The 20,383-nt window shown below is 58.9% G+C and carries 20 protein-coding genes; 17 read left to right on the forward strand and 3 right to left on the reverse strand.

Annotation, left to right across the window (positions count from 1 at the left end; translation table 11 throughout):
* Positions 1-293: 293 nt before the first annotated feature.
* A complete protein-coding gene (locus BLW66_RS18010; protein ID WP_244508524.1) occupies positions 294-416 on the reverse strand; it encodes an entericidin EcnA/B family protein in 123 nt (40 codons plus the stop codon).
* A gap of 112 nt (positions 417-528) precedes the next feature.
* Here BLW66_RS18010 and BLW66_RS01400 point away from each other — a divergent pair, with 112 nt between their 5' ends.
* Positions 529-780 (forward strand): CTP synthetase, encoded by a 252-nt coding sequence (locus BLW66_RS01400; protein WP_342027808.1) that lies wholly within the window; start codon positions 529-531, stop codon positions 778-780.
* Here the strand turns inward: BLW66_RS01400 and BLW66_RS01405 are convergent.
* Positions 777-1,529, reverse strand: a complete 753-nt coding sequence (locus BLW66_RS01405; protein ID WP_089943879.1) for an alpha/beta fold hydrolase — start codon at positions 1,527-1,529, stop codon at positions 777-779. The genes BLW66_RS01400 and BLW66_RS01405 overlap by 4 nt on opposite strands.
* 53 nt (positions 1,530-1,582) lie before the next feature.
* On the opposite strand from BLW66_RS01405, the gene BLW66_RS01410 reads away from it, so the two are divergent.
* The 3 genes from BLW66_RS01410 (at position 1,583) to BLW66_RS01420 (ending at position 3,595) form a co-directional block, all read left to right on the forward strand.
* Positions 1,583-1,954, forward strand: a complete 372-nt coding sequence (locus BLW66_RS01410) for a hypothetical protein (protein ID WP_089943882.1) — start codon at positions 1,583-1,585, stop codon at positions 1,952-1,954.
* Between the two features lie 103 nt (positions 1,955-2,057).
* Positions 2,058-3,014 carry an NAD(P)-dependent oxidoreductase gene (locus tag BLW66_RS01415; RefSeq protein WP_089943885.1) on the forward strand — a complete coding sequence of 319 codons (957 nt, stop codon included), beginning with the start codon at positions 2,058-2,060 and terminating at the stop codon, positions 3,012-3,014.
* A gap of 59 nt (positions 3,015-3,073) precedes the next feature.
* Complete coding sequence (locus tag BLW66_RS01420; protein WP_244508525.1) at positions 3,074-3,595, forward strand: hypothetical protein; 522 nt, start codon at positions 3,074-3,076, stop codon at positions 3,593-3,595.
* A 49-nt stretch (positions 3,596-3,644) separates the two neighbouring features.
* Here BLW66_RS01420 and BLW66_RS01425 read toward each other — a convergent pair whose 3' ends face one another.
* Positions 3,645-5,075 (reverse strand): Glu/Leu/Phe/Val family dehydrogenase, encoded by a 1,431-nt coding sequence (locus BLW66_RS01425; protein ID WP_089943889.1) that lies wholly within the window; start codon positions 5,073-5,075, stop codon positions 3,645-3,647.
* A 326-nt stretch (positions 5,076-5,401) separates the two neighbouring features.
* Here BLW66_RS01425 and BLW66_RS01430 point away from each other — a divergent pair, with 326 nt between their 5' ends.
* From BLW66_RS01430 to BLW66_RS01490, 13 genes are all read left to right on the forward strand, one after another.
* Positions 5,402-6,877, forward strand: coding sequence for a TadE/TadG family type IV pilus assembly protein (locus BLW66_RS01430; RefSeq protein WP_089943891.1), 1,476 nt, complete (start codon positions 5,402-5,404; stop codon positions 6,875-6,877).
* Complete coding sequence (locus BLW66_RS01435; RefSeq protein ID WP_089943894.1) at positions 6,874-7,437, forward strand: TadE/TadG family type IV pilus assembly protein; 564 nt, start codon at positions 6,874-6,876, stop codon at positions 7,435-7,437. The genes BLW66_RS01430 and BLW66_RS01435 overlap by 4 nt, the downstream gene beginning before the upstream one ends.
* The gene (locus BLW66_RS01440; RefSeq protein WP_139254503.1) at positions 7,434-8,015 is read left to right on the forward strand and encodes a TadE/TadG family type IV pilus assembly protein; all 582 of its coding nucleotides are present in this window, start codon (positions 7,434-7,436) and stop codon (positions 8,013-8,015) included. Before BLW66_RS01435 ends, BLW66_RS01440 begins: the two co-directional genes overlap by 4 nt.
* A 106-nt stretch (positions 8,016-8,121) precedes the next feature.
* Positions 8,122-9,375 (forward strand): sarcosine oxidase subunit beta family protein, encoded by a 1,254-nt coding sequence (locus tag BLW66_RS01445; RefSeq protein ID WP_089943900.1) that lies wholly within the window; start codon positions 8,122-8,124, stop codon positions 9,373-9,375.
* Positions 9,376-9,384: 9 nt separating this feature from the next.
* Positions 9,385-9,645 (forward strand): sarcosine oxidase subunit delta, encoded by a 261-nt coding sequence (locus BLW66_RS01450; protein WP_089943903.1) that lies wholly within the window; start codon positions 9,385-9,387, stop codon positions 9,643-9,645.
* Positions 9,642-12,548 carry a sarcosine oxidase subunit alpha family protein gene (locus BLW66_RS01455; protein WP_089943906.1) on the forward strand — a complete coding sequence of 969 codons (2,907 nt, stop codon included), beginning with the start codon at positions 9,642-9,644 and terminating at the stop codon, positions 12,546-12,548. Before BLW66_RS01450 ends, BLW66_RS01455 begins: the two co-directional genes overlap by 4 nt.
* Entirely contained in the window at positions 12,541-13,074 is a 534-nt protein-coding gene (locus tag BLW66_RS01460) for a sarcosine oxidase subunit gamma (RefSeq protein ID WP_089943909.1), read from the forward strand. Before BLW66_RS01455 ends, BLW66_RS01460 begins: the two co-directional genes overlap by 8 nt.
* A gap of 62 nt (positions 13,075-13,136) precedes the next feature.
* On the forward strand, positions 13,137-15,116 hold the full coding sequence (gene dnaG, locus BLW66_RS01465) for a DNA primase (RefSeq protein ID WP_089943912.1): 1,980 nt from the start codon (positions 13,137-13,139) through the stop codon (positions 15,114-15,116).
* Positions 15,117-15,215: 99 nt separating this feature from the next.
* Positions 15,216-17,198, forward strand: a complete 1,983-nt coding sequence (gene rpoD, locus BLW66_RS01470) for an RNA polymerase sigma factor RpoD (RefSeq protein WP_089943915.1) — start codon at positions 15,216-15,218, stop codon at positions 17,196-17,198.
* Between the two features lie 181 nt (positions 17,199-17,379).
* On the forward strand, positions 17,380-17,799 hold the full coding sequence (locus BLW66_RS01475) for a hypothetical protein (RefSeq protein ID WP_139254504.1): 420 nt from the start codon (positions 17,380-17,382) through the stop codon (positions 17,797-17,799).
* Between the two features lie 53 nt (positions 17,800-17,852).
* On the forward strand, positions 17,853-18,293 hold the full coding sequence (locus BLW66_RS01480; RefSeq protein ID WP_089945613.1) for a thiol-disulfide oxidoreductase DCC family protein: 441 nt from the start codon (positions 17,853-17,855) through the stop codon (positions 18,291-18,293).
* Entirely contained in the window at positions 18,286-19,935 is a 1,650-nt protein-coding gene (locus tag BLW66_RS01485; RefSeq protein WP_170833363.1) for a saccharopine dehydrogenase family protein, read from the forward strand. Before BLW66_RS01480 ends, BLW66_RS01485 begins: the two co-directional genes overlap by 8 nt.
* A complete protein-coding gene (locus BLW66_RS01490; protein WP_089943924.1) occupies positions 19,932-20,348 on the forward strand; it encodes a secondary thiamine-phosphate synthase enzyme YjbQ in 417 nt (138 codons plus the stop codon). Before BLW66_RS01485 ends, BLW66_RS01490 begins: the two co-directional genes overlap by 4 nt.
* Positions 20,349-20,383 lie beyond the last annotated feature (35 nt).

Here is a 20,383-nt window from a genome sequence, read left to right on the forward strand (position 1 = left end):
TCGTAGGCTAGGCCTATCTCTCACATAGGCTCAGAAACGTTAAGAGGCAATTAAAAATTATAGATTGACAAGGTCAACGCGGCTCCTTATCTGCCTTTAGGCAGATAAGGAGCCGCGTTGACGAATTGTTTCAGATCGTCGATAGGGCAAAATCACTGGAAAATCTCTTGACGTATGAAGCCCAGTCGATGTAGTTCCAGGGGAACTACATCGACTGGGCTTCAGTAAAGGTGCCGTATCTGAGGATAGCAGTCTGGTGGATTGGCGGAAAACGCTAGATTACCACCCCTCAATCACAACGCCCGTTTCACCGCCCGCGCCGCTCCGCTGACGTCTTGGCCGATGCCGTCAACCGTCTCGCAGCCTGCCAGCGCAAGCATCGCCGCAAGGCAAATCATCGTTAGTCGCGTGGTCATCTGTGAGGCCCTCTTGGTTCATGGTTTCACGCATTTTAGCGCGCCTCGCGGGGGAGTTCCAGCGGCGGAACGGGGCTTGGCGCGAACCCGCCGCCGCACATGACCCAGATCAATGTTTCACCGACCCGCGCGCGCTATAGACGCAGGCGTAACCACGACCAAGGAGTCCCTGATCATGTTCCGTCTTGCCGCAATCCTCTTCTCGATGACCTCCACCACCTTGGCGGGCATTGCCGTGATCGCGGTGTTAACCATGGGCTATGACACATGGATGCCGATTGTGGTCGCGGCGGCCGTGGGCTTTGTGCTGTCCATCCCCGCCACATGGTGGCTGGCCAAACAGATCACCGCGAAAATCGTCTAGCTGTCCAAGAACACCCGCACCGCCGCCTCGAATTCGCGGGGCTTCTCCGCATGGAGCCAATGCCCCGCACCGGGTATCTTGGCGTATTTCGCGTTGGGGAACAGCGGTTTGATCAGGCTCCGGTGCTCGGGCTTCACGTAGTCGGAGTTCGCGCCGGAGAGGAACAACACCGCCCCGTCGAATTGCCCTTGGACCTGTGGAAACCCGATGGTTTTCTCCATCTCGGCAGCAAGAACATCAAGGTTCAGACGCCACGCCTTGCCCGCAATATCGACGGATTGGGCGATGAACTCAGGCACGCCAGCCTCTAGGCCCGTTAACTGCTCCAGCACGTCGGAGCGGCGCTCCACGTGCGTGAAATCCACACGGCGCATCGCCTCAATCGGGCCCATTTGCGTGTGGCTGTATCCCACTGGCGCGATATCCGCGACGATCAGCTTATGCACCAAGTCAGGGCGCGTCGCCGCCAGCACCATCGCCGTTTTGCCCCCCATGGAGTGGCCAAGCACATCCATCGGCCCGCCAATTTCCTCGATCACTTGCGCCAGATCACCGGCAAGGGCCGGATAGCTGTGGTCATCATCCCAAAAGCTGTGCGCATGGTTGCGCATGTCGACGGCGATGACCTGCCCGCGATCCGACAGGCGCTTGGCGATAACGCCCCAATTGCGCGCAGAGCCGAACAGCCCGTGGGCGATCAACAGAGGCTTGGCGGCACCAGCCGTGCCAAATGTTGTATAGTTAAGCATAGACCGAGCCGTAGCAGCTTCCCGTCGCCTGCGAAAGTGGGCTAAGAGAGCGCATGGAAAAAGTCGTCGTAGAACAATTGGCAGAGCGCATTTCGGCTTTGCTGCGCGAGAAACTGGGCGCAAGAGGCAGCTCACTAGAGGCGCGAGTACAGTGGGCAGGGCGCGGCTTGCCCCGCCGTGTGCGGCAGGCTGCGATGGAACTGGTCAACGCCGAACGCATGGCACAAGACCCGAAGATGCGCCTACGGCTCGACCCGCAACAGGTCAGCGCCGCCTATAACACTTGCCTGACCCACCTTGATGCAATTGATGCCAAAGCGATGAAGGCAAAGCGGATCTTCGGGTTTCTGGCGACGCTGATCATACAGATCGTGCTGATCGGCGCGGCCGCGGTCGCCCTGCTGCGCTGGCGCGGATACCTTTAGGGCGCAAGCTTGATAAAGGTGATGTCGCGCCCGTGTCGGCTTTGGGATAGACGGGTCGGGCGCTGACTTCCACGCTGAACCGGTACAACAGGTGAGGCAAATCATGCGTATCGGGTTTATCGGATTGGGAAATGTCGGCGGCAAGCTGTCTGGTTCATTACTGCGAAACGGCTACGACCTCACGGTTCACGACCTCAACGCAGAGCTGGTCGCAGGTGCTGTGGCCAAGGGGGCTACGGCGGGCACGACGCCGCGTGCCATGATGGCCGACTGCGACATCGTCATCACATGCCTGCCGCACCCAAAGATTTCTGCCGCAGTGGTGGAAGGCGACGACGGCTTACTGCAAGCCATGACAACCGGAAAAATATGGCTGGAGATGTCGACCACCGACGAGGCGGAGGTCAAGCGGCTTGGGGCAAAGGTGCAGGCCGCTGGCGGGGCGGCAGTCGATTGCCCCGTTTCGGGCGGTTGTCACCGCGCGGATACGGGCAACATCTCCATTTTTGCGGGCTGCGACCGCGCAACCTTCGAGCGGGTGTTGTCGGTGTTAACGACAATGGGTCGGCGGGTTCTGCACACGGGTGCTTTGGGCTCGGCCTCCGTCCTGAAGGTGGTGACCAACTATCTGGCGACCGCGAACCTAATTTCCTGCAGCGAGGCGTTAACCGTGGCCAAGGGGGCGGGCATGGATTTGGGCGTGGCTTACGAGGCCATCAAAATGTCGTCCGGCACCTCATTCGTTCATGAGACCGAAAGTCAGGTCATCTTAAACGGATCGCGTGACATCTCTTTCACGATGGACTTGGTGCTGAAAGACATCGGCCTGTTTCAGGAGGTGGCGGATCGGGCTGGCGTGCCGTTGGAAATGAACCCGCTGATGGTCCAGATTTTCAAGGACGGCATCGAGCGCTATGGCGCGCGAGAACTGTCGCCCAATATTATCCGGCGGTTGGAGGATGCAACAGGGCTTCGCGTCACGGCGCCCGGTTTCCCAGCGGAGATGCGCGACGATGAGCCGGAGGCCGTGGGCCACGAGGTCGTACCAAATCGGGGGTGAGGGCTAGCGCCGATCTGCCTGCCGCGCTAAGCGGGGTGGGCAGTAAGGAAAGTAGTTTGATGACACGTAACGACAATGATCAAAGCTCTGAAGTGATCGTAGGGCTTATTCCGTCGGCCCCGCGCCGCCTGTTCGGCACTGTCGTGCTGTATGCGTTGGGCGGGTTGCTTCTTTATCTGGTTGTGACCCAACCGCCCGAAGGGCTGCATCTGGTGTTCTTGCTGATCATTCTAGGCGCCGCGTCGATCTATGGCGGGTACCGGATGTGGGATGTCACAGGTCACATGATAGAACTGACCGAGCAGGAGTTGCGCCTGTCCGACGGTCGCGTGATTTTCCGGATGGAAGACGTGCACAAGGTTGACCGCAGCTTCTTTGCGTTCAAGCCGTCAAACGGCTTCTTGGTCACACTCAAAGTTGCGTACCCAAAGGCTTGGGCACCTGGCCTGTGGTGGCGTCTTGGCAAGCGCGTGGGTGTTGGCGGGCTGACGTCAGGCGCGGAGGGCAAGATGATGGCCGATACATTGGCCGCAATGATCGCCGCGCGCGACGGGTTGGTCGACCTCGATAGCCTGAGGTAACGGGCCGTCGTGGGAAGGCGGGGCGCAGCGGCGCCCCACCTTGGTTTATCTACAGCCCCTTTGCACGGTAGCTGCTAGAGATGCGGTCGATCGCCACAAGGTAGGCCGCGATCCGCAGGTCATGGACGTCGTCACGCGCGTGCCAAACGGCCCGCATCGCTTGATAGGCGGTACGCATCGTGTCTTCCAAGCCAGAGCGGACGAGTTCAATCTCCCCCGCACCGCGCAAGAACCGCGCCTTGAAGTCGGGGCTCAACTCCCAGCCCAGTTCTTTGTCAGCGGACAGCCGCTCTAGCTCGTTGATGAGCAGGAGATGCTGCGCCTCTTCTTGGCGTTTGCCCATGCGGCCAAAGCGGATGTGGCTCAGGTTTTTGACCCACTCGAAGTAGGATACCGTAACACCGCCCGCGTTGGCGTAGAGATCCGGGATAATCACGCAGCCTTTTTTACGAAGGATCTCGTCCGCACCGGCAGTAATTGGTCCGTTCGCGGCCTCGATGATCAAGGGGGCCTTCACACGCTCCGCATTGCTCAGGTTGATCACGCCTTCCAAGGCGGCTGGGATCATGATGTCGCAGTCAGCTTCCAATACTTTGGGGCCATCCTCGACAAACTCACCCTCAGGGCAGCCTTTGACGCCGCCATTCTCACCAATCCACGCGTGAACGGCCTCAATGTTGAGGCCCGCGTCATTCGTCAGCGCGCCGTCACGCTCGATGATGCCCACGATCTTCGCGCCATCTTCCTCAGACAGGAACTTGGCGGCGTGGTAGCCCACGTTCCCAAGGCCTTGGACGATGATCCGCTTGCCGCTAAGTGTGCCCTCCAGACCCGCGATTGCGATGTCTTCGGGGTAACGAAAAAACTCTTGAAGCGCGTATTGAACGCCGCGCCCAGTAGCCTCCACACGGCCAGCAATGCCGCCCGCGTTCAACGGTTTACCCGTCACACAGGCCCGCGCGTTAATGTCGGTCGTGTTCATCCGGGCGTATTGATCGGCAATCCAAGCCATCTCACGCTCGCCGGTGCCCATGTCTGGGGCGGGCACGTTTTGACTGGGGTGGATCAAGTCCCGCTTGGCCAGCTCGTAGGCAAAGCGTCGGGTGATCTGTTCCAGCTCATGTTCGTCCCATTCGCGCGGGTCAATGCACAAACCACCTTTCGAGCCGCCAAACGGTGTTTCCACCAACGCGCATTTGAACGTCATCAGCGCGGCAAGGGCTTCGACCTCGTCCTGATGCACGTTCGGGGCAAACCTGATGCCGCCTTTAACCGGTTCCATATGTTCGGAATGTACAGCGCGGTAGCCGGTGAACGTGTGGATTTGCCCGCGCAGCCGCACGCCGAAGCGAACTGTGTAGGTCGCGTTGCAAACGCGGATTTTGTTTTCCAACCCCGGTGGCAGGTCCATCAGGCTGACCGCCCGATTGAACATTAACTCTACAGATTCTCTGAAAGACGGTTCGTTATGTGTGCTCATGGGATACCTTCTGGCATGTCGGACCTTAACAAATCGCTTATTTTTTAAGCAGCTTGCAAACTCAGCCTAGAACGAGATTTGCGCGAACGTAAGTCATAATTGGAGGGTTAACGGTTCTATTACTGATTCCGTCCATAACGCTGGCTATTGACCATGACGCAGGAACAATACCTGAGAAACCTTCCAAAAGTTGCTGAAAACACTTATTAAATGCCGCATTCCCGCCCTATTTTGCCAAATTATGGCCATGATGCTGGGGCCTATTGGCGATTGGACGAATTGCGTCCGGTGACATCGGCGCGTGCGTGCGTCAGGGAAGGTCAGTCATGAGTGACAAGCGTAACGGTAAGAAAGACGTCGCGGTTTTTGCGAGCGATACATCCGGTCTGCTGGCGCAGATCAAGCAGCGGCTTGTTGGCCGCTCGCGTGGGTTCGCACGTGAAGAAAACGGCACGATGATCATCTTCGGCCTCACCATCTTTATTATGGTGTTGGTGGCGACGGGGATGGCGATTGATTTTATGCGTCATGAAAACATGCGCTCGCGTTTGCAAGCAACGCTTGACCGTGCAGTGCTTGCCGCGGCTGACCTCGATCAAACCCTCGACCCGAAAGCGGTTGTGGAAGACTATTTTGCCAAGTCGGGCTTGGAAAACTACAATCTGACTGTCGATGTTAAAGAGGGAATTAACTACCGCACCGTGACGGCCGACGCCTCCAGTGACGTAGACAGCATGTTTCTGAACATGGTTGGGATCGAAACGATCAACGCCCCCGCAGGCGGTGCCGCGGAAGAGCGTATCAACAACGTCGAAATCTCTCTGGTGCTCGATATTTCCGGATCGATGGATGACAACGATAAGCTTGAAAACATGCAGCACGCAGCGAACGAATTCGTCGATACGCTGATCACGCCGGACACCAAGGACTTGGTGTCGATTTCTGTCGTGCCCTACACTGGCCAGACCAACGCCGGCGAAAAGTTGTTCGACAGGCTGAATGTGAACCAAGTCCACAACTATTCCTACTGCGTTGAGTTTGATGAGACTGACTTCGAGACTGTGCCGCTGGATTTTGCGAAGCAGTACCGCCAAGCGCAGCACTACGAGTACTCCAGCGCCTACTACGGGTCTTGGGCTAACTACCGTATCCAGAACCCATGGTGCTCAAACAAATCGACCGAGGAAATCAAGCCGTTCCGCAACAGCAATAGTGATTTAACGTCGGTTATTAACTCCTACCGTCCGCGGACGGCGACGGGCATCCATTACGCAATGAAATGGGCGGCGGCCTTGCTGGACCCATCCATGCGCACCACGGTGACATCGCTGATCCAAGCGGGGGAGGTCGACCCTGTGTTTGAGGGCCGCCCTGCGTCCTACGACGATGAGGAAACCGTAAAGGTTATCGTGTTGATGACTGACGGAATGAATGTGGACCAAGACCGCATCGCCACCTGGGCCTACAACTCGTCTTCCGAGTACAGCCACTGGGCCAAATACACGTTGTGGTACTACTTGAACAACTATGTGCGCCGCAGTGACCATTACAAATACTACTATGAGGATCACGATTCTACGGATGCAGATCGCCGCCTGAGAAAAGTCTGCGCCGCATCGCGCGAGCAAGGCATCGTCATCTTTAGTATCGGCTTCGAGATCAACGACAACACGACGGCCTCAAACGTGATGAGCAATTGCGCGACGTCGGACAGCCATTACTACGCGGTGGATGGGATTGAGATCAACGCGGCATTCGGCGCCGTTGCCCGCACCATTAACCAGTTGAGGTTGATCCGATGAGCAATCCTAACAAGCGTTCGCGCATGCTCCGCCTTTGGCGGCGGATCATGGGCCGCGAGGATGGCAATGCGGCGGTCGAGTTCGCGATCATCTTCCCGATCTTCATTCTGGCCTTCCTGTCCATCTTTGAGCTGGCCATGATCATGACCCGCTACATGATGTTTGACCGGGCCTTGGATGTGACCGTGCGCCAAATCCGCCTGTCGGAAAATCGTAACTTTACGCCGCTTCAGGTGAAGACATTGCTGTGCTCGCAAACGGTTATTCTGCGAAACCACTGCATGGATGACCTGCGGTTGGAAATGCACCGTTTGGACGCGGACGAGTCTTGGACGTTCGGCTACAATGATGCCGACTGCCACGATGAGCCGATCGAGATTGATCCCGTGCGTGAATTCAGCACCGGTGAGGCCAACGACGTTCTGTTCATTCGCGGCTGTATGGCGATGGAGCCGCTGTTCCCAACGATGGCGTTCGGCGACTTCCTCATCCGCAACAGCTCTGACAACAAGCTTTATATGATGGCGTCGTCGGCTATTTCTGTGGAGCCAGTAAATTGAAGTATGTTTTACACAAAGCCATGCGTCCGGTTGCGCAATTTTGCCGTGATACGAAGGCGTCAGTAACGGTTGAGGCCGTGTTGATCACGCCGCTGCTGCTGGCTTGGTTTGTCGGCGGGTTTGTCTTCTTTGACGGGTTCAAGAACCGCAACACTGCGCTGAAGGCGACCTACACAATTGGCGATATCCTGTCGCGCCGTGTGACGGCAGCGGACGCGGAATACATCGACAAACTGCAAGATCTCTACGACTCACTTGCCTATACGTCGGGGACCTCCGCTATCCGAGTGACCAGCCTGACGTGGAACGGCAAAAAGCACCGCGTGCTGTGGAGCCACTCCACTAAGGAAAAGTTACCGGTCCTAGACAATGATAAGGTCAGGGTTTCTTCTTTCAGAAACCGCATTCCGATCATGGCGATTGCCGACACGGTAATCTTGGTGGAGTCGTTCACCGACTATAACCCCGCCTTCAACGTTGGCTGGAATCACCGCGTGTTCGAAAACTTCGTTGTGACGTCGCCACGTTTCGCGTCTTGCCTCACTTGGGACGACGGCGTGAATCTGCCAAGCTGCTAGCGCGGCCACGGCGAATTTCTCGCGTAAACCAGATCCATCTCGGGCAGGGCCTTTCGCTCTGCCCGTTTTGCTGTTTCTCTACCCACAATAGTCGTGGGAGAGACGCATGGGCTACAATGCCTTCCAAGTCCTTAAAGAGGGGCTGACCGGTAACAAGGGCTGGCGCCCGGTTTGGCGCGATCCGGAGCCGAAGTCGGACTATGACGTGATCATCATTGGTGGCGGTGGCCACGGTCTTGCCACGGCCTACTATCTGGCGAAAAATCACGGCATCACAAATATAGCGGTGCTGGAGCGTGGGTATATCGGCGGCGGCAACGTGGGCCGCAACACCACCATTGTGCGTGCCAACTACTTCCTGCCGGGCAATTCGGAATTTTACTCCCATTCCCTCAAACTGTGGGAAAACATGGAGCAGGAGCTCAACTTCAACACGATGCATTCCGCCCGTGGGTTGATTAACCTGTTCCATACTGACGGTCAGCGTGACGCCTTCGCGCGGCGCGGCAACATGATGTGCAACCAAGGCGACGACGCGATCCTGCTGGACCGCGACGGCGTGCGTAAGCACCTGCCGTATCTCGATTTCGACAACCACCGCTTTCCCGTCTACGGCGGATTATACCACCCGCGTGGCGGCACGGCCCGCCATGACGCGGTGGCGTGGGGCTATGCCCACGCAGCAGATCGCCTCGGGGTGGACCTGATCCAGCAATGCGAGGTCACGGGCATCGACGTGCGGGACGGCAAAGTCCAAGGCGTTGAAACGACGCGCGGGGCTATCCGCGCCAATCGGGTCGGCATCGTTGTCGCGGGCCGCTCTTCCCAAGTTGCGGCGATGGCCGGCGTCGACGTCCCCATCGAATCTCATATCCTGCAAGCCTTCGTCACCGAGGGTCTGAAACCAACCGTCGACCATGTGGTCAGCTTCGGTATGGGCCACTTCTACCTCAGCCAGTCGGACAAAGGCGGTTTGGTCTTCGGCGGGGATCTGGATTTCTACGCCTCCTATGCCCAACGCGGTAACCTGCCGATGATGGAGCATGTCATGGAGGCCGGAATGTCCCTTGTCCCCGCATTGGGCAAGGCCAAGGTGCTGCGTTCTTGGGGCGGCATCATGGACATGACGCCTGACGGCTCTTTCATCATAGACCGCACCAAGGTCGACGGCCTCTATATGGATTGCGGCTGGTGTTACGGCGGCTTCAAGGCCGTGCCCGCGTCCGGCTGGTGTATGGCACATCTGATGGCCGAGGACGCACCCCACGAGGTCGCCAAGAAGCACACCTTTGATCGGTTCCGAACAGGCCACGGCCTGATGGACGAAGAGGGCACCGGCTCTCAACACAATCTGCACTGAGGAACAGATATGCGTATCAACTGCCCCATTTGCGGCGACCGTGACCGGCGCGAATTCTACTACCTCGGTGCTGCCGACTATCTGAACCGTCCCGCCGAGGGCGATCTGGACGGGATCCACAAATACCTCCACATCCGCGAAAATCCCGCGGGCGTGACAAAAGACCTGTGGCACCACGAGTCCGGTTGCTCCAGCTGGCTGGTGGTGGAACGCAACGCCACGACCCATGAAATCCACAGTGTCACACTCGCCAGTGAGGTGGCAAAATGAGGCACGATACCAAAGGCCTGATCGACCGCACCCAAAGGCGCAGTTTCACTTTCGACGGCAACTCCTATTCTGGTTTCAAAGGCGACACGCTCGCCTCAACGCTCCTTGCAAATAACGTGCATCTTGTAGGGCGCTCCTTCAAATACCACCGCCCGCGCGGCATCATGTCGGACGGCACCCAAGATCCGAACGGCTTGGTAGAGCTGCACCAAGGCGACCAGATCACCCCGAACCTACGGCTCACAGGTCAAGAACTCGTAAACGGCCTCGATATCCGGTCGCAAAACCACCTTGGCTCCCTCGACTGGGATTTGCTGGAACTCAACGATCTGCTTTCGCCGTTTCTAAGTGCCGGTTTCTACTACAAAACCTTCATGTGGCCGAAAGCCTTCTGGGAAAAACTCTACGAGCCGATCATCCGCCGTGCCGCTGGCCTTGGGCGGTTGTCGATGGCCAATAACTCCGACCGCTACGAGAAGGCCTTCGCCTTTTGCGACGTACTGGTGATCGGCTCTGGCCCCGCCGGCCTTATGGCGGCACTGACCGCCGCAGAGGCAGGCGCGCAGGTGATCTTGGCAGAAGAGGATTTCATCTTCGGCGGTCGCCTTAACTCAGAAACCTACGACGTCGGCGGCACGTCAGGCCACATCTGGGCGGCAGAGCAGATCGCGAAACTGCGCGAGATGGACAACGTTCGCCTGATGAAACGCACGACAATAACCGGCGCCTATGACGGCGGCACCTACGCAGCAGTGGAGCGGGTGTCGCATCATGTCGCGCAGTCTGGTGATGCCCCCTTAGAGACATTCTGGCGCATCACCGCCCGTGGTTGCGTCTACGCGGCTGGCGCGATGGAACGCCCGATCGCGTTTCAGAACAACGACCGTCCTGGGGTAATAATGGCGAGTGCTTTGCGCGGTTATCTCAACCGTTACGGCGTCGCGGCAGGGAAGCGCGTGGTGCTGTTCGGCAATAACGACGACACGTTCCGCACGGCCCACGATCTGGCGGCCGCTGGCATTCACATCGCGGCCTACGTCGACAGCCGCGCGGATGCGGACATCACTGGTGACTTCCCGATCTACAAGGGCGCGCATGTCACCAACGTCAAAGGCCGCAAGCGGGTGGAGGCCGTCACCATCACGGGTGCGGGCGATGTCATGGCTGATTGTCTGGGCGTCTCGGGCGGCTACAACCCTACAGTACATCTGGCCTGCCACATGAACGGCCGCCCGCAGTGGAACGAAAATATCGCGGCATTTATCCCCACCCCAAACATGGTGCCGGGTATGGAGGTCGCTGGTGCGGCGGGCGGCACGTTTTCCACCCACGGGTGCCTCAAATCGGGAGTATTTCGCGCGCGCGAAGTGTTGAAGGCCCTAGGCCTCGAGGCCCGCGCACCCGCCATACCGAAAGCCGACGCTTTGCAGACGCGGATCCGACCGCTCTGGATGGTCCCCTGCAAGGGCCGTGCATGGCTCGATTTCCAGAACGATGTGACTGTCAAGGACGTGAAGCTTGCCGCGCAGGAGAACTTCAAATCCGTCGAGCACATGAAGCGCTACACCACGCAAGGCATGGCACCAGACCAAGGCAAGAACAGCAACGTCAACGCCTTGGCCGTGCTGGCAGATGCCACTGGTCGCGGGATCGCGGAGACGGGCACCACCACTTACCGCCCGCCCTACACGCCAGTCGCCATTGCAGCGATGGGGGCGCACGGGCAGGGCGCGGGTTTTGCGCCCCAACGCTTCACCACCAGCGACAAGATTTCGCGCGATATGAACGCCCCGATGATAGAGGCAGGCCTGTGGTATCGCCCCAGCTATTTTCCCAAGGACGGGGAAGGCCATTGGCGACAGTCTTGCGACCGTGAGGTCGCTATGGTGCGCTCCGCAGTGGGGGTCGCGGATGTGTCCACCTTGGGAAAAATCGACATTCAGGGGCCTGACGCGGGCGCATTTCTCGATTTTCTGTACATAAACACGTTTTCTACGCTGAAGCCCGGAAAAGTCCGTTATGGCCTTATGTTGCGCGAGGACGGGTATGTGATGGATGATGGAACCACTGCCTGTATCGCGACAAACCACTATGTGATGACCACGACAACGGCGGCGGCGGGGCAGGTGATGCGGCATTTGGAGTTTGTGTCCCAATGCTTACGCCCCGATCTTGATGTGCAGTTTATTTCCGTCACAGAGCAATGGGCGCAGTTCGCCGTCGCGGGGCCAAAGTCCCGCGATTTGTTGGCGCAGGTGCTGGATGAACCGCCCGATTTGCCGTTCATGGGCTGCGGGGAGGTGTCCGTTGGCGGCATCAAGGCGCGCCTGTTTCGCATCTCCTTCTCGGGGGAGCATGCGTATGAGCTGGCCGTGCCGGCACGCTACGGCGAAAGCCTGTTCAAGGGGGTGCTGGATAAAGCGGACGCGCTCGGCGGCGGCGCCTACGGGATGGAGGCCCTCAACGTTATGCGTGTCGAGAAAGGCTTCCTCACCCACTCTGAAATCGACGGGCGCGTGACGGCGGGGGATATCGGGATGGGCGCGATGATGTCGGAAGGGAAAGACTTCATCGGCAAGACAGCAGCGCAACGCCCCGGCTTGCTGGAGGATAGGGAGGAACTCGTGGGCCTCAAACCCGTCGGCGCGGTGAAAGAGCTGAACGCAGGCGCGTTCCTCTTCGCGGTAGAGGACGACCCTATCCGTGAGACGCAGCAAGGTTACACCACCTCCGTCGCCTTCTCGCCGGAGTTGGGGATGATCGGCTTGGGCTTCTTAAAGAACGGACGCGAACGCCACGGCGAGGTGTTGAAACTTGTCGACCACATGCGCCAAGTCACCACGCGGGTGGAGATATGCCATCCCGTGTTTTTAGACCCAGAAGGGAGCAAAGCCCGTGATTGATCTCGTCGCAAAATCGCCCGCAGCGGGGCTGCTACCCGTCACCGTCGGCGCGTCGACACTGAGCGAACAGCCCGTGACGCAGATATATTCCATAGCCCCCTTTAAGGGGGCGCACGTGTCCACAGCCTTAAAGAAAGCTGTTGGACTTGGTTTGCCGAATGTGGGCGGCTCAAAATCTGAGGACGGCGTGGAAATCCTATGGGCAGCACGCGGGCAGTATTTCCTGATCGGTGCGAAGCCGCCGCCGTTGCCCGCCGCGATCACCGATCAATCCGACGCGTGGTGCACAGTCGCACTGACGGGCGAAAACACAGATCACGTCATGGCGCGGCTATGCCCGCTCGACATCGCGTCGATGGAACATGGGGACGTTGCGCGGTCACTCGTCGGCCACATGTCCGCGATCATCGTGAAGCGGAAGGGCGGGGTCACGCTGATGGTGTTCCGCGCATTCGCCAAGACATTGGTGCATGATCTGCAAACGGCCATGCGGTCGGTCACTGCGCAAGCAACTTTGCCCGATTAATCCCCACGTTTATTAATCGACGTCACTGGACTCTGGCGGCGCGTGGCCCGATATTCTGGTCTATGAGCCTACCACCCGGATTTTTAGACGAATTGCGCGAACGCACCTCCATCACTCAGGTGGTAGGGCGCAAGGTCATGTGGGATCAGCGTAAGTCCAATCCGGGCAAAGGCGACATGTGGGCACCGTGCCCGTTCCATCAGGAAAAATCCGCCAGCTTCCACGTGGATGACCGCAAGGGCTACTATTATTGCTTCGGCTGTCAGGCCAAAGGCGACGCGTTGGGCTTTATTCAAGAAACGGAAAACGTCTCCTTCATGGAGGCGGTGGAAATCATGGCGCGGGAAGCTGGCATGACCATGCCCGCCCGCGACCCCCAAGCGCAGAAAAAGTCTGACCGCCGCACCCAATTGGCCGAGGTGATGGAGCAGGCGACACAGTTCTACCGCCTGCAACTCAAGTCCGGCGCAGGCTCCGCGGCGCGCGATTACATCAACAAGCGCGGGCTGTCGCAGCAGACGCAAGACCAGTTCGATATCGGCTTCGCGCCGGAAGGTTGGCAAAACCTGTGGGACCATCTCACGGGCAAAGGCGTCGCGGAGGAGTTGATCCTCGCCGCGGGGCTCGCCAAAGCATCGACCAAGGGCGGCAAGCCCTACGACACATTCCGCAACCGCATCATGTTCCCGATCCGTGATCCGCGAAAGCGCTGCATTGCCTTCGGTGGCCGTGCGATGGACCCGAATGACAATGCGAAATATTTGAACTCCCCCGAGACAGAATTGTTCGACAAAGGCCGCAGCCTCTACAACCACGGCCCTGCACGGGAGGCGGCGGGAAAAGGCGAGCCGTTGATCGTGGCCGAAGGCTACATGGACGTCATCGCGCTGTCGGCGGCGGGGCTGGCCTCCGCCGTGGCGCCGCTCGGCACTGCCGTGACCGAGACGCAACTGCAACTCTTGTGGCGGATTTCGCCCGAACCGATTATCGCGCTCGATGGGGACACGGCTGGCTTGCGGGCCGCGATGCGCCTGATTGATCTGGCGTTGCCTATGCTGTCTGCGGGGCAGTCCTTGCGGTTTTGTATCCTGCCCGAAGGCATGGACCCCGACGATCTGATCAAGGCCGATGGTGTGCAAGCCATGCGCGACTTGGTCGAAAACTCCAAGCCACTGGTCCACCTGCTGTGGCAGCGTGAAACGGACGGTAAGGTGTTCGATAGCCCCGAACGCCGCGCCGCACTGGATGTGTCGCTGAGGGCGGCCCTGAAGAAAATCTCAGACGGTAACCTGCGCAGCCATTACGGCCATGAGATCAAGCGCTTGCGGGCTGAGTTGTTCGGCCTGAACCCCGCGCCGCGCGAAGAACGTGAATGGACGCCCAACCGCGACCGCGCGCCTTGGACAGGTAAGGGCGGAGGCAAGGGAAAGGGCAAATTTCCCGATAAAGGCGTGGCCGTGGCCTCGACCAAAAACTCTCTGCTGGCCCAAAGCACCGACGTGGAAGAACGTATGCGCGAGGCCGTGATCCTTGCCATTTTGATCGCCCATCCGGAGTTGCTGACACATTTTCTGTCCGACTTGGAAACACTTGATTTGCACGGCGAAGATCACCGCGCAATTCTGGCGGCTCTTTTGCGCCACAGCGAAGAAACAGACTCGGATCACCTGAAAAATATTCTCGCCGCCGAGATAGGGTCAGCGCCCCTTGAAAAGCTTTGGTCGCTTAGCCATGTGCAGATTGCGCCTGCTGTTAGGGCAGGGGCCGACTTGAAACTCACCCGTATGACCATGGCTGAAGAATTGGCCAAGCTAGAAGCCCGACGGGGCGTTCAACGCGAAATCGAAGATGCCGTCGAGGACCTCGCCGGCGTAGCCGACGAGGCGCTGACTTGGCGCGTGGGGCAGGCTGCCGAAGCCCGCAACGCGTCCCTGCGCAGCAAGGGGATATCTGACAGCGGCGTGGGCGAAGATCGCGGCTCCATGTCGGACTATCTTCAGTCGCTGATCGACGGTGAGATTTGGGTGAAGAAGGGGCAATAGGCCCGACAGATAAACCGACGTGCGAATCACTCTGATTCGCGCTATTGATTCGGGTAGATTCGCGCGAATCACCCTTACGCGCTTTTTGGGAGGCACTTCATGGCCAAAGATACCGACGATCAGACGCAAGCGCGCGAGGATGCCGCAGCTGGCCTGGATATGAGCCAGGCCGCCGTCAAAAAGATGATCGCCGAGGCGCGTGTGCGCGGCTACATCACTTACGACCAGCTCAATCAGGTTTTGCCGCCGGAGCAGGTCGCATCGGAGCAAATCGAAGACGTGATGTCGATGCTCTCCGAAATGGGCATCAACATCATTGAGGAAGAGGAAGCCGAAGACGACGGCTCCAAGGATATTGTCGAAGTCGACAGCGCCGCAAAAGAAGTGGTGCTCTCCTCCTCTACGACGGAAGTTCTGGACCGCACCGACGACCCCGTGCGCATGTACCTGCGCGAAATGGGCTCCGTTGAACTGCTGTCGCGCGAGGGCGAAATCGCCATCGCCAAACGCATCGAGGCTGGCCGCAACACGATGATCGCGGGGCTTTGCGAAAGCCCGCTGACTTTCCAGGCGATTACCATCTGGCGCGACGAGCTTTTGTCCGAAGACATTCTGCTGCGCGATGTGATTGATCTTGAGACCACATTCGGCAACACCCTCGAAGAGGGCAGCGAAGAAACCGAAGCCGTGGTCGCCGCCCCTGTGGCCGGTGCGGAGCAGAAGGCCGGTGAACCCGCGCAAGAGCTGGACGCCGACGGAAACCCAATTGCGCAAGACGACGATGATGAGGACGATGAAGACGAGCAGGCCAACATGTCGCTCGCCGCGATGGAAGCCGCACTGAAGCCGCGCGTGCTCGAAACCCTCGACCTGATCGCCGACAATTATCTGAAGCTGGCCGACATGCAGGATTTGCGCATCTCGGCGACCATCAACCACGATGACACCTTCTCGAAGAAAGAAGAGAAGGCCTACCAGAACCTGCGTTCCGAGATCGTTGAGATGGTCAATTCGCTTCACCTGCACAACAACCGGATTGAGGCGCTGATCGACCAGCTTTACGGCATTAACCGCCGTATCATGTCGATCGACTCCAGCATGGTGAAACTGGCCGACCAAGCCCGCATCAACCGTCGCGAATTCATCGATGAATACCGCGGCTACGAGCTGGACCCTGGCTGGGTTGACCGTATCGTTGCAAAAACCGGTCGCGGCTGGAGCGCACTGATGGAGCGGTCCCGCGAGAAGGTCGAAGACCTGCGCGCCGAGATGGCACAAGTCGGCCAATACGTGGGCGTCGACATCACCGAATTCCGCCGCATCGTGCAGCAGGTCCAAAAAGGTGAGAAAGAGGCCCGTCAGGCCAAGAAGGAAATGGTCGAAGCCAACCTGCGCCTCGTGATTTCCATCGCCAAGAAATACACCAACCGTGGTCTGCAATTCCTTGACCTTATTCAAGAAGGTAACATTGGCCTGATGAAGGCCGTGGATAAGTTTGAATATCGGCGCGGTTATAAATTCTCGACCTATGCGACATGGTGGATCCGTCAGGCGATCACCCGTTCCATCGCCGACCAGGCCCGCACGATCCGTATTCCGGTTCACATGATCGAGACGATCAACAAGCTGGTCCGGACAGGCCGCCAGATGCTTCATGAAATCGGTCGCGAGCCGACACCGGAAGAATTGGCCGAAAAGCTGCAAATGCCACTGGAAAAAGTACGCAAGGTCATGAAAATCGCGAAAGAGCCGATCTCTCTCGAGACGCCAATCGGCGACGAGGAAGACTCGCAACTCGGTGATTTCATTGAAGATAAAAACGCGGTTCTGCCGCTAGACAGCGCTATTCAGGAAAACCTGAAAGAGACCACAACCCGCGTGCTATCGTCGTTGACCCCGCGTGAGGAGCGTGTGCTGCGCATGCGCTTCGGTATCGGCATGAATACTGACCACACGCTTGAAGAAGTGGGCCAGCAGTTTAGCGTGACACGCGAACGTATTCGCCAAATCGAGGCCAAAGCGCTGCGCAAGCTCAAGCACCCGAGCCGGTCGCGCAAGCTGCGCAGTTTCCTCGATCAGTAACAAAAGCGCCCTTCGGGGCGCTTTTTGGTATCGTAACATCAAATCCTCAACGAGGATTTGGCCCCAGACTTTCATGGAAAGTCTGACCATCCGTCGGAGTTACAAAGCTATGCGCGTCCAGCTTTTCTTTGCAGCGCTCTGCATCTTTCCCGCCACTGCATTTGCGGGGTGCGCCTCTAATATGACAACGCTTGTATCTTGCACAGCAGGGAACGGGGACAAGGCGCTTGATGTCTGCAGCGACGGAACACATGTCCTTTATCGCTTTGGGACGTCGGGGCAGACGCCCAACCTAGAGTTGATACGCTCCATTCTTGATGTAGACGTCACCCCGTGGTCCGGCGTGGGCTCCTCCATCTGGGAAAGTGTCACGCTCCACAATGGCGCGTTCAGTTACGAGGCCTTCAGCTCCGTTGCGCGCAATCCGGAAGCACCTGCAATCTCCGGCGGTGTGGACGTGTTCGAGGATGGGTCCCCCGTGGCCTCGGTGCAGTGCGATGCGGGCAGTGTGCAGACGAATATCGACGCGCTGTTCGAGATGCGCGAGGCCGCAGGCCTCTGCTATGACCACTCAACCTTCGCGTGGGGCGCTTGCAAGTGAGTGCGACACCGTCCCACATGCCAATCGCTGTGCCAGACCTCTAGCCTGAAGCCATGGCACATCTGTCCCCCGATCCGCATGTAAGCGCGTTGACGAACGGCGCCGATGTGGTCATTTTCGACGGGGTCTGTGTCCTTTGTTCGGGGTTTCTCAGGTTCATGCTGAAGCACGACCGCCGGAGGCAGTTCCAGTTTGTCATAGCCCAGTCCGATCTGGGGGAGGCGATCTACGATCACCTTGGCCTCAAGTCTGCTGACTACGACACGAACGTGGTTATCGTAGACGGTCACATCTACACCAAGCTGGACGCCTTTGCGGCTGCTATGAAGGCGTTGGGGGGTATTTGGTCCGTTGCAGGTGTGGTTCGAATTTTGCCACGTGCTACCGCAGATTGGCTCTACGACCGTATCGCGCAGAACCGTTATGCGGTGTTTGGTAAAACAGACGCATGCCTCGTCCCCACGCCAGATATTCAAGGCCGGTTCCTTGACTAGGGCGGTGCTGCTTGTGGGGGCCACTGGGTTGTTTGGCGGACATTTGGCGCGCCAGCTTGCGCGGCGCACGGATATGTCCTTGATCGTTGCAGGCCGCAGGCTTCCAACCCTGACCGCCTTGGCGCAGGAGCTCGGGGCAGAAGCCGTCGCGTTTGACCGGACCGACGCCACCGGGGTGCAAGGCGTATTGACGCGGCTCCGCCCCTTCGCCGTCATCGACTGTTCCGGTCCGTTCCAAAACTACGGCGTGGCACCCTACGCGTTTGCCAAACAGGTGCTACGGGCAGGGGCGCATTATCTTGACATCGCCGACGGCGCGGCCTTCGTGGCGGGGATCGGCGCACTAGACGCATTGGCCAAAGAGCAGGGCGTGTGCGCATGGTCAGGGGCCTCCACAACGCCCGCGCTATCGTCCGCAATTGCTGCGGATCTATGCGCGGGGCTGGACGAGGTTGACTTGATCGAGACGTCAATCCTGCCCGGTAACAAAACCCCGCGCGGCCTGTCCGTGATGCGGGCGATTTTGGGGCAGATCGGACGGCCTTTCGCGCAGATGCGGGGTGGGCGCTTAGGGACCGCGATGGGCTGGGCGGACAGCCAGCGCATTGCGCCAAAGGTCGGCGCAACCGTACTGAAATCGCGCCTTGCGGCACTTGTGAACACGCCCGACGCCGCTCTGTTTCCTCGCCATTTCAACGCGGCCACCGTGACCGCCCGCGCGGGGCTGGAGTTGGGTCTGTTCCACCGCAGTCTGGGCGTGTTGCGCTATCTGGTACCTGCGCTGCGAATTTCCTCGCTGGACCCGCTGTCGAAACCGCTCTTGACGCTGTCCAATCTGTTCACGGGATTTGGCTCTGACGCGGGCGGCATGCGGGTGCGGGTGCTTGGCACAAGAGGTGCCCAGCGGCAGGAACGGGTGTGGGACATGATCATTCCCGACGGGCACGGCCCTAAAACGCCCGTGCAGCCCGTGGCCATCTTGCTGGATCAGCTTTTGGCGGGGCAAGCCAAACCTGGCGCGCGCCCGGCGTTGGCCGCCTTCAGCCGCGCGGAGGCGGAGGCGCAGCTGGCCACGATCCACGCCGTATTCGAGCGCCGCGACCGCGATCTGATACCAATTTTCGAACAGGCCCTTGGCCCCGCGTTCAACGATCTCCCCAACGCCGTGCAGCAGCTGCATCGCCCCGCTTATGTCTCACGCTTCAAAGGGATGGCTGAGGTCCGCACCGCGACAACCTTGCTTGGAAAACTGGCCGCACTTGCAGGGCGGTTTCCGCTGAAAGGCGGGCAGGTCGTGGCAGAGGTGGAGATTGCAGCCGATGACCAAAGCGAGGTCTGGACCCGCAACATGGGCGGCACGCGCTTTTGCTCAACCCTTCGCTACACGCGCGGGCAGGGCGTGACGGAGCAGTTCGGCCCTCTTACCTTCAACCTTGACCTGCATGTGAGCGACGGGGCGCTGCATTTCCCTGTCACCAAAGGACGCGCCTTTGGCATGTTCCCGATCCCTCATATAATCACGCCCGTAAGTGAAACCACGGAAACGGTCGACGCAGAGGGCAGGTTCGTCTTTGATGTGCGCCTCAGCCTGCCTAGCGGCGGGCTCATCGTTCACTATAGGGGTATGTTGGAGCCGCAATGACCACCTTCACGATCTCCACCCAAGGCCAAGGCTTGTACGAATTCACCCGTGACGTGCAAACGTGGCTCGCTGCTCAAACCAAGTCTGATGGTTTGCTCACGCTGTTTGTGCGCCACACGTCGTGCTCGCTGCTTGTTCAGGAAAACGCAGATCCGGAGGTGCAAACCGATCTGCGCCAGTTTTTCCAGCGTTTGGTGCCGCCAACAACAGACCCGAGCATGTCGTATCTGACCCACACCTATGAGGGTCCGGATGACATGCCAGCCCACATCAAGGCCGCTATGATGCCGGTATCACTTGGAATTCCGGTGCTGGCGGGGCGGTTGGCCCTTGGCACATGGCAGGGCATCTATCTGTTTGAGCATCGCGATCACCCGCATCAGAGGCAGGTCGTGGCGTATCTGTCTCACTAGGCGTAGGGGCATGAATTCACCTCTACCCAAAGTGT

It is taken from the genome of Litoreibacter albidus (assembly GCF_900107015.1).
In the GTDB taxonomy this organism is placed as follows: Bacteria; Pseudomonadota; Alphaproteobacteria; order Rhodobacterales; family Rhodobacteraceae; genus Litoreibacter; species Litoreibacter albidus.

What these genes read in the sequence shown, in the direction of transcription:
- BLW66_RS18010 (WP_244508524.1), bottom strand. Translation starts at nt 416, where the DNA reads ATGACCACGCGACTAACGATGATTTGCCTTGCGGCGATGCTTGCGCTG.
- BLW66_RS01400 (WP_342027808.1), top strand. Translation starts at nt 529, where the DNA reads ATGTTTCACCGACCCGCGCGCGCTATAGACGCAGGCGTAACCACGACC.
- BLW66_RS01405 (WP_089943879.1), bottom strand. Translation starts at nt 1,529, where the DNA reads ATGCTTAACTATACAACATTTGGCACGGCTGGTGCCGCCAAGCCTCTG.
- BLW66_RS01410 (WP_089943882.1), top strand. Translation starts at nt 1,583, where the DNA reads ATGGAAAAAGTCGTCGTAGAACAATTGGCAGAGCGCATTTCGGCTTTG.
- BLW66_RS01415 (WP_089943885.1), top strand. Translation starts at nt 2,058, where the DNA reads ATGCGTATCGGGTTTATCGGATTGGGAAATGTCGGCGGCAAGCTGTCT.
- BLW66_RS01420 (WP_244508525.1), top strand. Translation starts at nt 3,074, where the DNA reads ATGACACGTAACGACAATGATCAAAGCTCTGAAGTGATCGTAGGGCTT.
- BLW66_RS01425 (WP_089943889.1), bottom strand. Translation starts at nt 5,075, where the DNA reads ATGAGCACACATAACGAACCGTCTTTCAGAGAATCTGTAGAGTTAATG.
- BLW66_RS01430 (WP_089943891.1), top strand. Translation starts at nt 5,402, where the DNA reads ATGAGTGACAAGCGTAACGGTAAGAAAGACGTCGCGGTTTTTGCGAGC.
- BLW66_RS01435 (WP_089943894.1), top strand. Translation starts at nt 6,874, where the DNA reads ATGAGCAATCCTAACAAGCGTTCGCGCATGCTCCGCCTTTGGCGGCGG.
- BLW66_RS01445 (WP_089943900.1), top strand. Translation starts at nt 8,122, where the DNA reads ATGGGCTACAATGCCTTCCAAGTCCTTAAAGAGGGGCTGACCGGTAAC.
- BLW66_RS01450 (WP_089943903.1), top strand. Translation starts at nt 9,385, where the DNA reads ATGCGTATCAACTGCCCCATTTGCGGCGACCGTGACCGGCGCGAATTC.
- BLW66_RS01455 (WP_089943906.1), top strand. Translation starts at nt 9,642, where the DNA reads ATGAGGCACGATACCAAAGGCCTGATCGACCGCACCCAAAGGCGCAGT.
- dnaG (WP_089943912.1), top strand. Translation starts at nt 13,137, where the DNA reads ATGAGCCTACCACCCGGATTTTTAGACGAATTGCGCGAACGCACCTCC.
- rpoD (WP_089943915.1), top strand. Translation starts at nt 15,216, where the DNA reads ATGGCCAAAGATACCGACGATCAGACGCAAGCGCGCGAGGATGCCGCA.
- BLW66_RS01475 (WP_139254504.1), top strand. Translation starts at nt 17,380, where the DNA reads ATGACAACGCTTGTATCTTGCACAGCAGGGAACGGGGACAAGGCGCTT.
- BLW66_RS01480 (WP_089945613.1), top strand. Translation starts at nt 17,853, where the DNA reads ATGGCACATCTGTCCCCCGATCCGCATGTAAGCGCGTTGACGAACGGC.
- BLW66_RS01490 (WP_089943924.1), top strand. Translation starts at nt 19,932, where the DNA reads ATGACCACCTTCACGATCTCCACCCAAGGCCAAGGCTTGTACGAATTC.